Here is a 12,833-nt window from a genome sequence, read left to right as displayed (position 1 = left end):
TACGCTTTGGCAGTTGCGCTTTATGAAGAGACTGCCTACATGCAAGAACGGATTCCCGACGAGTCCAACCTCGCCGAGCTGACGGTTCGCGGCCTGATCCTCGGCGCGCTGATCACCGTGGTGTTCACCGCTTCCAACGTCTACCTCGGCCTCAAGGTCGGCCTGACCTTCGCCTCGTCGATTCCCGCGGCAGTCATTTCCATGGCCGTGCTGCGCTACTTCTCCGGCTCCAACATCCTCGAGAACAACATGGTGCAGACCCAGGCCTCGGCGGCCGGCACCCTGTCCTCGATCATCTTCATCCTTCCGGGCCTCTTGATGATCGGCTACTGGAGCGGCTTCCCGTTCTGGCAGACGGCGGCCATCTGCTCCATCGGCGGCATCCTCGGCGTGCTCTACACCATCCCGCTGCGTCGGGTCATGGTGGTGCAGAGCAGCCTGCCCTACCCCGAGGGCGTGGCGGCGGCGGAGATCCTCCGTGTCGGCAGCCAGGACGAGGAAGAGGAGAAGGCCGGCAAGCCCGCGAAAGCCGGCGGCCCGGGCCTGCGCGACATCCTTGCCGGCGGCGTGGTCGCGGCGGCCTTCAGCCTGTTCAGCAGTGGCTTCAAGGTGCTCGCCGAAGGCTTCAGCTTCTGGATCACCGCCGGGCAGGCGGCGTTCCGCCTGTCCACCGGCTTCTCCCTGGCGCTGGTCGGCGCCGGCTACCTGATGGGCATCACCGCCGGCATCGCCATCCTGATCGGCGTGGTCATCGCCTGGGGCGTGGCCGTGCCGCTGCTCTCGGTGAACAGCGTGCTGGCGGCGGGGCAAACGCTGCCGGAGCTGGCCACCAAACTGTGGAGCAGCCAGGTGCGCTTCCTCGGCGCCGGCACCATCGGCATCGCCGCACTGTGGACCCTGGCGACGCTGTTCAAACCCATGGTGCAGGGCGTCTGGTCGTCGCTCAGTGCCGTGCGCGGCCGCGGCGAAGCCAGCGACCTGCGCACCGAGCAGGACCTCTCCGCCAAATGGATAGTCGCCATCGCCGGCTTCCTGCTGGTAGCGCTGTTCGTGGTCTTCTCCTACTTCCTCAGCGACGCCGCGCCGGACCTGAAGGGCGTCGGCTTCTGGGGACTGGTGGCGGTCTGCGTGATCTTCGCCTTCTTCTTCGGCTTCCTGATCGCCGCCGCCTGCGGCTACATGGCGGGCCTGGTCGGCTCGTCGAGCAGCCCGATCTCCGGCATCGGCATCATCGCGGTGATCCTGGTGTCGCTGCTGATTCTCGGCGTCGGATCGCTGGAGACCGGTTTCCTCGACCAGCAGGGCGGCAAGCTCGCCATTGCCCTGGCGCTGTTCACCACCTCGGTGGTGATCGCCATCGCGGCGATTTCCAACGACAACCTGCAGGACCTGAAGACCGGTTATCTGGTCGGCGCCACGCCGTGGCGCCAGCAGGTGGCGCTGATCGTCGGCTGCCTGGTCGGCGCGCTGGTGATCCCGCCGGTGCTGGAGCTGCTGTTCAACGCCTATGGCTTCACCGGCGCATTGCCGCGCGAGGGCATGGACCCGAACGCCGCCCTGGCTGCACCGCAGGCAACGCTGATGACCGCCATCGCCAGCGGGATTTTCCACAACGCGCTGAACTGGAACATGATCCTCATCGGCGTGGCGCTGGGCATCGCGCTGATCCTGGTGGATGTGCTGCTGCGCCGCACCGGCAAGGCCAGCCTGCCGGTGCTCGCCGTCGGCCTGGGCATCTACCTGCCGCCCACCATCGGCATGACCCTGGTGGTCGGCGCGGTGATCGCCTGGCTGCTGGAAACGGCGCTGGCCAAGCGCGCGGCAGCCGCCGGCAAGGATGTGGAGAAGTACTCCGACGAGCCCAAGCGCCGTGGCGTGCTGCTGGCTTCGGGCCTGATCGTGGGCGAGAGCCTGATGGGTATCTTGCTGGCGGCCGTGATCGGCACCACTGGCACGGACGCACCGCTGGCGCTGGTCGGCGGCGGCTTCGAGGACACCGCGCAGTGGCTTGGCTTGGTGGTCTTCGTGGCGATCTGCGTGCTGTTCTACCGCAAGGTGCTGGGCGGCGCACGCGGCTGATCCATCGCCGTGATGTGAAAAAGGCGCCTGTGGGCGCCTTTCTCGTTTCAGCCTGGTTCAACGTACCAAGTGCAGGAACTGCAGGTGCCGCTCGTACTGGTCGAGCATGTCGTTGATGATCTGCTCCTTGCTGTAGCCCATCAGGTCATAGTCCTGGCTGCCTTCGGAGAGGTGCACCTCGGCGCGGAAGTAGCGGCGGTTCTTCAGGTGCAGGCCGCCCATGCCGGCGCGGGCGAAGGACGGGGTGAAGTAGCCGCGCATCGACACTTGGTAGAGGAACGTGTGCTGCTCGCCGTGGCCGATTTCCAGGACCAGCTCCAGGTTGCCCAGGTCGAGATCGGATTCCACCTGCAGGCCCTTCTCGCGGAAGACCTCGGAGACCTCGGCGATCGCCGGGCTGACCACATCGACCATGAAGCGGTACACCTCATCCCGCGTGGGAAAGTGCACGGCCTGGGAGATACGCCGCTTCCAGCCGCCGGGCTTGGCCGAGGGCGGTGGCGCCAGGGAGTGGGTGCGCGCGCGCTGGCGCTGGGATTCGAGGTAGAACGCCTTGTGCAGGCCCCACATCATCAGCAGCAGGATCAGCGAGAAGGGCAGCGAGGTCAGCACCACTGCGGACTTCAGCGCATCGATGCTGCCGGCGAACAGCAGGCCGCCGGTGACCAGCGCGGTGGCCACGCCCCAGAACACCCGCAGCCACTTCGGGCCGTCATCGTCGGCGTTGCCGCCGTGGGCGGAGAGCGTGGAGAGCACCACGGTGCCGGAGTCCGCCGAGGTGACGAAGAAGACGAAGCTGACCAGCACCGTCACCGCGATCACTACACGGCTCGCGGGGTAGTTCTGCAGCATCTGGTACAGCGCCATGGACGGATCGGCAATGGCCACGCGGCCCAGTTCGCTGAAGCCATGGTTGAGTACCTGATCCAGTGCGCTGTTGCCGAAGATCGACATCCACGCCAGGGTGAAGCCCAGCGGGATGAAGAGCACGCCGAAGACGAACTCGCGGATCGTCCGCCCGCGCGAGATGCGCGCGATGAACAGCCCGACGAAAGGCGCCCAGGCGATCCACCAGGCCCAGTAGAACACCGTCCAGCCACCCAGCCAGTCGCTGCCGTCCTTGCCGTAGGCGTAGAGGTCGAAGCTCTTGGTCGGCAGGCTGCCGAGGTAGTCTCCGATGTTCTGCACCAGGGTGTTGAGCAGGTGCTGGGTGGGGCCGGCGAACAGCACGAAGAGCAGCAGCGCGCAGGCCAGCAGCATGTTGATGTCAGAGAGCAGGCGGATGCCCTTGTCCACGCCTGATACAGCGACCAGGATCGCCGCGCCCATCATCAGCGCGATCAACGTCATCTGCACCGGATGGCTGTGGGCGATGCCGAACAGGAAGTCCAGCCCGGCGTTGAGTTGCAGCACGCCGAAGCCCATGTCCGCGCCCAGGCCGAACACCGTGGCGATGATGCCGAAGCAGTCCACGGTGTAGCCGATGGGGCCGTTGATGCGCTTGCCGATCAGCGGGTAGAGCGCCGAGCGCAGCGCCAGCGGCAGGTTGTGCCGGTAGGCGAAGTAGGCCAGGGCCATCGCCACCAGGGCGAATACTCCCCAGCCGTGCAGGCCCCAGTGCAGGAACAGCAGCTGCATCGCCTGCCGCGCCGCTTCCGGCGTGCCGGCTTCGCCTTGCGGTGGCTGGGCGAAGTGGGTCAGCGGCTCGGAGACGCAGAAGAAGAACAAAGTGATGCTGATGCCGGCGGCGAAGAGCATGCCGGCCCAGGACAGGTAGCTGAATTCCGGCTCGTCGTGGTCGGCACCGAGCTTGATCTTTCCGTAGCCGGAAAGCGCGGTGACCACCACGAAGATCAGGTACAGCGTCATCGCCAGCAGGTAGTACCAGCCGACGGTATCGGCGGCCCAGGACTGTGCGGCGAGCAGCCATTCACCGGCCCGTTGGGGCTGGCTGATGACGATCAGGGCGAAGAGAAGGATCAGCGCGGCCGCACCGTAGAAGACCGGTGGGTTCATGCGCATGGAGGGTGAGGGTGTTACGGACGGGGGCGATTGTGCAACGGACAAAACGGGCGGGGTCCCTCTGACTTTTCCTTGAACAAGCATTCAATGAAAACACGGGATGGCCCTGGAAAGCCAATCGGCGGGACCGATGGTCCCGCCGCCGGCCCTGTCAAAAGGGCCGAGCGGAGCGGGTACTGCTTACTTGCGGCGGTTCTTTTTCGCCTCACGGATCTCACGGCGTTCCGGGTCGGCCTTCGCGGGCGCAGTCAGGAAAGCGGTGGCGGCGAAGAAGTTAGCAAGAGCGGCAAAGCTGGTCACGATAGTCTCCAATGGCGCCGGGGAAAATGGGTCCCGACCGCCTGTTAGCCATTTTCCCTGAAGATTGTGACAAAAAGAAGTGAATGATCTCGATGGCAGGTATTGATATGGTCGATGAGACTGATTTTTACGATATTTGCGAGTAATAGTCATGTTTTTGACTGTTTGCTCAGGATTCCCTCCTGCCGACCTGCGGGTCGGCCCGGCCTTTCACTGCGACCATTCGTCGCCAAAGGTGAAACGGTTCAGCGCAGGCTCTGGCTTTTACGCGATAGACGGCTGTCAACGGCGAGAAACAGGTATTCCCTTAGCACAATCGCCGAAATAGAGCGGGTTCAAGTCTGGAAGCTTGAACGAGTGTGCAGTTTTTCGTGAAAAACTTGTGAATCGGCTATGGCGATTGACTTGTTGATTCCGTTAGTCTCCCCCGGCAGGACAAAAAACCACCAACAGGGAGCATCATCGAGATGGACTTCAAACGCATCGCCCTTGCCACTGCACTCTTCGCTTCGCTGGCTGGCTGCCAGACCATGACCACCAACCAGGCCATCGTTCCGCTGCAGGCCGCCACCGCCCAGATGATCGGTCTGGCTTCCTCCGACGAGTTGGTCGTCAGCGACGTCAAAGCCGGTCAGCCGGACGCCCTGGGTGGCCAGGAACTCTCCTACGTCGCCACCACCACCAAAGGCCGCGTGTTCAACTGCACCTCGCGCATGATGCCGGGCCTGCTGACCGATCCGGCCAAGCTGACCAACCCGTCGTGCACTCCAGTGGTCGCGCACTCCAACACCGCCACCAAGTAAGACTGCCCCGTCGCCCGTGCGCGGCCCTTCGGGTCGCGCTGGCGACTACAGCGCGGCATCAGCCGCGCTCGCGCTCCAGGCGTTGCAGCAGCGCACGCAACTGCGCCTCGACGCCGGGCTGGCGCACCAGGCGCTCCAGTGCCGCTTCGTTCACTTCCGTTTTCCCGCCTGGCCCCGCTACGCCGCCTGACCCGGCCGCGCCGCCCGAAAAATTCAGGTGCTCCGGGCGAATCTCTTCGTCCGGGCTGACCAGCAAGGCGAAGTGGATGACGTTCTCCAGCTCGCGGATATTGCCCGGCCACGAATAGCTTTCCAGCGCGCGCTGGGTGTCGCTGGCGATCTGTGGCACCGACAGTTCCAGGCGTTGCGCGTGCACGCCTAGGAAGTACTCGGCCAGCGGCTGGATATCGCCGATGCGCTCGCGCAGCGGCGGCAAGGTCAGGTTGCCGTCGTGCAGGTATTGCTGCAGTCCTTCGAGGAATTTCCCCGCCTTCACCGCCTGCCCCAGGTCGATACTGGTGGCGGCGACCAGACGCACGTCCACCGGCACCGGCTCGCGCGCGCCGACGCGCAGCACTTCACGTTCCTGCAGCACGCGCAGCAGCTTCTGTTGCAGCGACAGCGGCAGGTCGGCGATCTCGTCGAGATAGAGGGTGCCGCCATTGGCCGAGCCGAACCAGCCGGCGCGGCTGCCCACCGGGCCGTTGTGCGCGCCTGGCGCGTAGCCGAAGAGCTCGGCGTCGGCGTAGTTGCGGCTCAGCGCGCTGCAGCTCACCGCGACGAACAGGCCGGGGCGCTCGCTGGCGCGGTGGATGTGACGGGCCAGCAGCTCCTTGCCGGTGCCGGTCTCGCCATGGATCAGCACCGGTTGCGGCAATGGCGCCAGGCGCTCTACCTCGTCGCGCACTTCGTGGGAGCGAGGGTCGAAGAACACCAGCGCCTTGGCGCGGATGCTCAGCGGGCTCTTGTCGGCGTCGGGGAAGGTCAGCAGTGGTAGCGGTGCGTGGGGGGCGTTCATGGAAAATCTCCTTCTGCTCTTACAGCGCGTCCAGCGCCTGCAGGAAGTCACTGACGATGTCCTCGCTGTCCTCGATGCCCACCGAGACTCGGATGGTGCCGTCGTGGATATCCAGCGCGGTCAGCGCCTCGGCGGACAGCGCACGGTGCGAGGTCTTGCCGGGGTGGGTGATGCTGCTGGCGACACCGGCCAGCGACGGGGCGAAGGCGGCCAGTTGCAGCGCGCCGATCAGCGCGTCGACCTGGTCCAGGCCGCCCTTCAGGGTGAAGCTGAGCATGCCCGAGTGGCCTTTGCGGAACAGGCGTTGCGCCAGTGCGTGGTCCGGGTGCGAGGGCAGGCCGGGATAGTAGACGCGCTCCACCTGCGGGTGCGCCTCGAGGGCCTCGGCCAGTGCCTGGGCGTTCTGCGAATGCGCGCGCATGCGCAGTGCGAGGGTTTTCGCGCCACGGAAGTTCAGCCAGCTCTCGAAGGGACTGGCGCTGCCGCCGGCGTTGATCTGGAAACGCCGCGCCGCGGCGATCCATTGTGCGTCGCCGACCAGTGCGCCACCCATGGCGTCGCTGTGGCCGTTCAGGTATTTGGTCGTGCTGTGGATCACCAGGTCGGCACCATCGCGCAGCGGCTGGTAGAGCACCGGCGAGAGGAAGGTGTTGTCCACCACCAGCTTGAGGCCCTGGCGGTGGGCGAGATCGGCCAGCGCCGGGACATTGCTCACGCGCACCAGCGGGTTGGAGGCGGTCTCGGTGTAGATCAGTTTCGTGGTCGGGGTGATCGCCGCTTTCACCGCGGCCAGGTCGTTGAGGTCGACCAGGGTGGAGGCGATGCCGAAGCGTGTCAGCTCTTTCTCGATCAGGCTCTGGGTGGTGCCGTACAGCTCGCGGCTGGCGATCAGGTGATCACCGGCGCCGAGCACGCCGAGCAGCGCGGCGGAAATGGCCGCCATGCCGGAGGCGGAGAACAGCGCGTCCTCGCCGCCTTCCAGGTCGCGCAGCAATTCCTCCACGGCGCTGTGGTTGGGGTTGCCGATGCGCGTGTACATGTAGTTGTCGGGGTTGCCGGCGAGAAAGTCGTCGACCTGCTCCAGGGAGTCGTAGACGAACACCGAGCTCTGGTAGATCGGCTGGCTCTTGGCACGGGTGACCATGCGCCGGTCGGCGTCGTGGCCGCTGTGTACGGCGCGGGTGGAAGGGCCTTTGGCGTGGTCGCTCATGGCAAGTCCTTGGGAAAGAAAAACGCCGGTGGAACCTGCCCACCGGCGTTGAAGCGGGTGCGCCAAGGGCGCGCCCAGCGTGGGAGTCGTTGCGCCCGGCGGATGGCCGGGCGACGGATCAGAAGGCTGGCACCACGGCGCCGTTGTACTTCTTCTCGATGAAGGCTTTGACTTCCGGGCTGGTCAGGGCGGCGGAGAGCTTCTTCAGCGCATCGCTGTCCTTGTTGTCCGGTCGCGCCACCAGGTAGTTCACGTAGGGCGAGTTGCGGTCTTCGAGGATCAGCGCGTCCTTCACCGGGTTGAGCTTGGCTTCCAGCGCGTAGTTGGTGTTGATCAGGTCCAGGTCGACCTGGTCCAGCACGCGCGGCAGCAGGGCCGATTCCAGCTCCTTGAACTTCAGGTGCTTGGGGTTCTCGGCGATGTCTTTCGGGGTGGCCAGGGCGTTGCTCGGGTCCTTGAGCTTGATCACGCCGGCCTTCTGTAGCAGGAGCAGGGCGCGGCCGCTGTTGCTGCCTTCGTTGGGCAGGGCGACGGTGGCGCCGTCCGGCAATTGGCCGATGGACTTGTATTTCTTCGAGTAGCCGCCGAAGGGCTCGACGTGCACGCCGGTCACGGTGACCAGGTTGGTGCCCTTGCCCTTGTTGAAGTTATCCAGGTACGGCTTGGTCTGGAAGTAGTTGGCATCCAGGCGCTTTTCGGCGACCTGCACGTTGGGCTGCACGTAGTCGGTGAAGACCTTGATCTCCAGGTCCACGCCTTCCTTGGCCAGGGTCGGCTTGATCAGCTCGAGGATCTCGGCGTGGGGGATCGGGGTGGCAGCGACAACGAGCTTCTCGTTGGCGAAGGCAGAGGTGCTGAAGGCAGCGGCGAGGGCGGTCAGAAGCAGCAGCTTTTTCATTGCGATGTCCTTGTGGGGCAGATGACCGCTGGCGTCCGGGCCGGCCGGGATGGGGCCTTCGTACGGGCGGTGGATTCTAGTTCCGCAGCTCACTTGGCAGCGGTTGAGACGAAAGTTACCCGGCTTTTTTATTCCAATAAAATATTAATTTTTCATTTTCATATTCGATTTTGTTCATATCGAACGGCCTGATCGGATGAGACATCCTGTCGCGCGACACCCCGTCGCGCGGCAACCCACCACTCCAGCCCGCGCCGCGGGCACGCGTAAAATCGAGTCGTTTTCTTGAGCGGCGTCAATGCGGATGGCGGTCCATTCTGATTGGGCGGCAAAAGAAACCCGAACCGACAGGAGATCGGCGGCTCGAAAAAGATCCATCAAGCAACACAGACATCACGCAAGAACGCCCTGCGCATGCGCAAGGTACGGTGCCGACCCTCCGTGGGGTGGGCGTCAGCCTGAAGAGGAATCGTCATGTTCGGATTAGAGGCGCTCGACCTGGCCCGGATCCAGTTCGCCTTTACCGTGTCCTTCCACATCATCTTCCCTGCCATCACCATCGGCCTCGCCAGCTACCTGGCAGTGCTCGAAGGGCTGTGGCTGAAGACCCAGGAGGAGGTCTACCGCGACCTCTATCACTTCTGGTCGAAGATATTCGCCGTCAACTTCGGCATGGGCGTGGTCTCCGGCCTCGTCATGGCCTATCAGTTCGGCACCAACTGGAGCGCCTTCTCGGCGTTCGCCGGGAGCGTCACCGGCCCGCTGCTGACCTACGAAGTGCTGACCGCCTTCTTCCTCGAGGCCGGCTTCCTCGGCGTCATGCTTTTTGGCTGGCACCGCGTCGGCCCCGGCCTGCACTTCTTCGCCACGGTGATGGTGGCGATCGGCACGCTGATCTCGACCTTCTGGATCCTCGCTTCCAACAGCTGGATGCAGACCCCGCAGGGCCACGAGATCGTCAATGGCGTGGTGGTGCCGGTGGACTGGGTGGCGATCATCTTCAACCCGTCCTTCCCCTATCGCCTGCTGCACATGGCGATCGCCTCGTTCGTTGCCACCGCCTTCTTCGTTGGCGCCTCGGCGGCCTGGCACCTGCTGCGTGGCCGCGACAACCCGGCGATCCGCAAGATGCTCTCGATGGCGATGTGGATGGCACTGATCGTCGCGCCGATCCAGGCCATGGTCGGTGACGCCCACGGCCTCAACACGCTGAAGCACCAGCCGGCGAAGATCGCCGCGATGGAAGGCCATTGGGATAACAGCAGCGGCGAACCGACCCCGTTGATCCTGTTCGGCTGGCCGGACATGGAGCGTGAGGAAACCCGCTTCAAGATCGAGATTCCGGTACTCGGCAGCCTGATCCTGAATCACAGCCTGACCGAGCCGATCCCGGCGCTGAAGGATTTCCCGAAGGCCGACCGGCCCAATTCCACCATCGTGTTCTGGTCGTTCCGCATCATGGCCGGCCTGGGGATGCTGATGATCTTCGTCGGCCTGTGGAGCGCCTGGCTGCGCTGGCGCAAGCGGCTGTTCGAGAGTCGCGCCTTCCTCAAGCTGGTGCTGTGGATGGGGCCGTCCGGCCTGATCGCGATCCTCGCCGGCTGGTTCACCACCGAGATCGGTCGCCAGCCGTGGGTGGTCTACGGGCTGATGCGTACCAGCGACGCGGTGTCCAACCACAGCGTGACGCAGATGAGCATCACCCTGGTGATGTTCGTGGTGGTGTACTTCTCGCTGTTCGGCGTGGGCATCGGCTACATGATGCGCCTGGTGCGCAAGGGCCCGATCACCCATGAGGGGCGCGAAACCAGCCAGGGTGGCGCCGGCCAGCAACGCACTCCGGCGCGGCCGCTGTCGGCGACCGCCGAGGGCCTCGACGACGATGAAACCGACAGTCCGGCAGGGAGGAACTGAGCATGGGCATCGACCTTCCGCTGATCTGGGCGATCATCATCATCTTCGGCGTGATGATGTATGTGGTGATGGACGGCTTCGACCTGGGGATCGGCATGCTCTATCCGTTCTGCCAGGACGAGGGCGACCGTGACGTCATGATGAACACCGTGGCGCCGGTCTGGGACGGCAACGAGACCTGGCTGGTATTGGGCGGCGCGGCGTTGTTCGGCGCCTTCCCGGTGGCCTATTCGGCGGTACTCTCGGCGCTGTACCTGCCGCTGATCCTGATGCTGATGGGGCTGATCTTCCGCGGCGTGGCCTTCGAGTTCCGCTTCAAGGCCCGGCCGGCGAAACGGCACATCTGGGACAAGTCGTTCATCGTCGGTTCGCTGGTGGCGACCTTCTTCCAAGGCGTGGCGCTGGGGGCCTTCATCGAGGGCATCCCGGTGGAAAACCGCGCCTTCGCCGGCGGCGCGCTGGACTGGCTGGCACCGTTCCCGCTGTTCTGCGGCCTGGGCCTGGTGGTGGCATACACCCTGCTGGGCTGCACCTGGCTGATCATGAAAACCGAGGGGCCTCTACAGCAGCGCATGCATGACCTGGCGAAGCCCCTGGCGTTGGTGCTGCTGGCAGTGATCGGCATCGTCAGCCTGTGGACGCCGCTGGCCCACGAGGACATCGCCCAGCGCTGGTTCAGCCTGCCGAACCTGTTCTGGTTCCTGCCGGTGCCGCTGTTGGTGCTGCTGACCTTCTACAGCCTGCTGCGCTCGGTGGCGCGCAATGACCATGTGAAGCCGTTCCTGCTCACCCTGGCGCTGATCTTCCTGGGCTACAGCGGGCTGGGCATCAGCCTGTGGCCGAACATTATCCCGCCGTCGATGTCGATCTGGGACGCCGCGGCGCCGCCGCAGAGCCTGGGCTTCATGCTGGTGGGCGCGCTGTTCATCATTCCCTTCATCCTCGTCTACACCGCGTGGAGCTACTACGTGTTCCGCGGTAAGGTGAAGCACGGCGACGGCTACCACTAGAGGTGCGCGTGATGACCCATGAAGAGCAGGAGAAGGCGCCGCTGCGCAAGCGGCTCGGCTGGCTGGTACTGATCTGGGCGCTGAGCGTCGCCGGCCTGGGCGTCGCAGCCTGGCTGATGCGCCTGTTCATGAGCGCGGCGGGGCTGGGCACGCCGCACTAGCCGCGCAATCGATCCCATCCGGGCGCCGTCCCCCGGCGCCCGTTCCCACATCCCTCGCCGGTGCTTCCAGCGGGGGATTTTTTTCAGTGCAGCTTGTCGCGCTTGGCCAGGGTGGGGAACAGCTTCATCCAAGCACCGGTGACGACCAGTGTGCCGACGCCGCCGAGTACAACCGCCGGCACCGTGCCGAGCCAGTGCGCGGTGACTCCGGATTCGAATTCGCCCAGCTGGTTCGAGGCACCGATGAACAGGCCGTTCACCGCGCTGACCCGGCCGCGCATCTCGTCCGGGGTTTCCAGCTGCACGAAGGCGCCGCGGATGACCATGCTGATCATGTCCGCCGCCCCCAGCACTACCAGCACCGCCAGGGAGAACCAGAAGGACGTCGACAGGCCGAAGGCGATGGTGGTGACCCCGAACACGCCCACGGCGGCGAACATGATCCGCCCGACGTTGCGCTCGATGGGGAAGCGCGCCAGCCAGAACGACATCAGCAGTGCGCCCACCGCCGGGGCCGAGCGCAGCAGGCCCAGGCCCCAGGGGCCGGTCAGTAGGATGTCCTTGGCGAACACCGGCAGCAGTGCGGTGGCGCCGCCCAGCAGCACGGCGAACAGGTCCAGCGAGATGGCGCCGAAGATGTCCGGGCGGCTGCGGATGAAGCGGATGCCCGCCAGCAGCGACTCCAGCGTGGCCTTGCCCTGGGCGGCCGGCGCCTGGCGCGAGGGCAGGGTGAGCACCAGGGTGCAGGCGATGAAGTACAGCACTGCGGTGGGCGTGTAGACCCAGAAGGCGCCGAAGGCATAGAGGAAGCCGCCGAACGCCGGCGCGGCGATGGTCGCCGCCTGCATGGCCGAGGCGGACGCGGCGACGGCACGGGGGAACAGTGCCGTGGGCACGATGTTCGGCAGCAGCGCCTGGGTGGTCGGCATCTCGAAGGCCCGCGCGGTGCCCAGCAGGAAGGCCATCACGAAGATCATCTCGCGGGTCACGTTGTCGGTGCTGGCGCCCACCACCAGCGCCACGGCGATCAGGCCCTGGCCGACCTGGCAGAGCGAAGCGATGCGGCGGCGGTCGTAGCGATCGGCGACGTGACCGGTGTGCAGCATGAAGAGCACGCGCGGGGTGAATTCCACCAATCCGACCAGGCCCAGGTCGAGCACGTTGTGGGTCAGTTCGTAGATATGCCAGCCAATGGCCACGGTGATCATCTGGAAGGCGCTGGCGGTGCAGACGCGGGCCAGCCAGAAGGCGAGAAAAGGGCGGTGACGCAGCAGGGACGTGGCTTCGGCGGTCATCTTGGAGGCTTATCTGGAAGGTTCGTTAGGAGGCTAAGCAAGGGCCATGCAGCGTAGCACGGCGTAACACTTTCCCGCTTGTCGCCGAGGGTTTTTGCTATTGGCGAATAGTCTCGACCCGTC

General features: G+C 65.2%; 10 protein-coding genes. 5 read left to right on the top strand and 5 right to left on the bottom strand.

Annotation, left to right across the window (positions count from 1 at the left end):
- Positions 1–39: 39 nt before the first annotated feature.
- Complete coding sequence (locus A9513_RS20910) at positions 40–2,079, top strand: OPT family oligopeptide transporter (protein ID WP_024764761.1); 2,040 nt, start codon at positions 40–42, stop codon at positions 2,077–2,079.
- Between the two features lie 57 nt (positions 2,080–2,136).
- Here the strand turns inward: A9513_RS20910 and betT are convergent, their stop codons facing one another.
- Positions 2,137–4,095, bottom strand: a complete 1,959-nt coding sequence (gene betT, locus A9513_RS20905) for a choline BCCT transporter BetT (RefSeq protein ID WP_141678468.1) — start codon at positions 4,093–4,095, stop codon at positions 2,137–2,139.
- Positions 4,096–4,868: 773 nt separating this feature from the next.
- On the opposite strand from betT, the gene A9513_RS20900 reads away from it, so the two are divergent.
- Positions 4,869–5,204 carry a hypothetical protein gene (locus A9513_RS20900; protein WP_024764762.1) on the top strand — a complete coding sequence of 112 codons (336 nt, stop codon included), beginning with the start codon at positions 4,869–4,871 and terminating at the stop codon, positions 5,202–5,204.
- Positions 5,205–5,262: 58 nt separating this feature from the next.
- On the opposite strand, the gene A9513_RS20895 is transcribed toward A9513_RS20900, so the two are convergent.
- From A9513_RS20895 to A9513_RS20885, 3 genes are all read right to left on the bottom strand, one after another.
- Positions 5,263–6,222 carry a sigma 54-interacting transcriptional regulator gene (locus A9513_RS20895; RefSeq protein ID WP_065085487.1) on the bottom strand — a complete coding sequence of 320 codons (960 nt, stop codon included), beginning with the start codon at positions 6,220–6,222 and terminating at the stop codon, positions 5,263–5,265.
- 19 nt (positions 6,223–6,241) lie between these two features.
- Positions 6,242–7,432, bottom strand: coding sequence for a PLP-dependent aspartate aminotransferase family protein (locus A9513_RS20890; protein ID WP_065085486.1), 1,191 nt, complete (start codon positions 7,430–7,432; stop codon positions 6,242–6,244).
- A 118-nt stretch (positions 7,433–7,550) separates the two neighbouring features.
- Positions 7,551–8,330 carry a MetQ/NlpA family ABC transporter substrate-binding protein gene (locus A9513_RS20885; protein WP_065085485.1) on the bottom strand — a complete coding sequence of 260 codons (780 nt, stop codon included), beginning with the start codon at positions 8,328–8,330 and terminating at the stop codon, positions 7,551–7,553.
- Between the two features lie 474 nt (positions 8,331–8,804).
- On the opposite strand from A9513_RS20885, the gene A9513_RS20880 reads away from it, so the two are divergent.
- The 3 genes from A9513_RS20880 to A9513_RS20870 are packed head-to-tail and all read left to right on the top strand — an operon-like array spanning position 8,805 to position 11,415.
- Positions 8,805–10,244: a cytochrome ubiquinol oxidase subunit I gene (locus tag A9513_RS20880; protein WP_065085484.1), complete on the top strand. Its 1,440-nt coding sequence runs from the start codon at positions 8,805–8,807 to the stop codon at positions 10,242–10,244.
- A 2-nt stretch (positions 10,245–10,246) separates the two neighbouring features.
- Complete coding sequence (gene cydB / locus A9513_RS20875) at positions 10,247–11,254, top strand: cytochrome d ubiquinol oxidase subunit II (RefSeq protein ID WP_024764767.1); 1,008 nt, start codon at positions 10,247–10,249, stop codon at positions 11,252–11,254.
- Positions 11,255–11,265: 11 nt separating this feature from the next.
- Positions 11,266–11,415: a DUF2474 domain-containing protein gene (locus A9513_RS20870; protein ID WP_037007166.1), complete on the top strand. Its 150-nt coding sequence runs from the start codon at positions 11,266–11,268 to the stop codon at positions 11,413–11,415.
- 83 nt (positions 11,416–11,498) lie between these two features.
- On the opposite strand, the gene A9513_RS20865 is transcribed toward A9513_RS20870, so the two are convergent.
- Positions 11,499–12,710 carry an MFS transporter gene (locus tag A9513_RS20865; RefSeq protein WP_024764768.1) on the bottom strand — a complete coding sequence of 404 codons (1,212 nt, stop codon included), beginning with the start codon at positions 12,708–12,710 and terminating at the stop codon, positions 11,499–11,501.
- Positions 12,711–12,833: the final 123 nt, after the last annotated feature.

Origin of the sequence: Pseudomonas sp. AU12215 (assembly GCF_001675465.2) — a bacterium.
Classification (GTDB): domain Bacteria; phylum Pseudomonadota; class Gammaproteobacteria; order Pseudomonadales; family Pseudomonadaceae; genus Pseudomonas; species Pseudomonas nitroreducens.
Note: the sequence above shows the minus strand (reverse complement) of the source record. Positions and strands in the feature narration are given on the sequence as shown.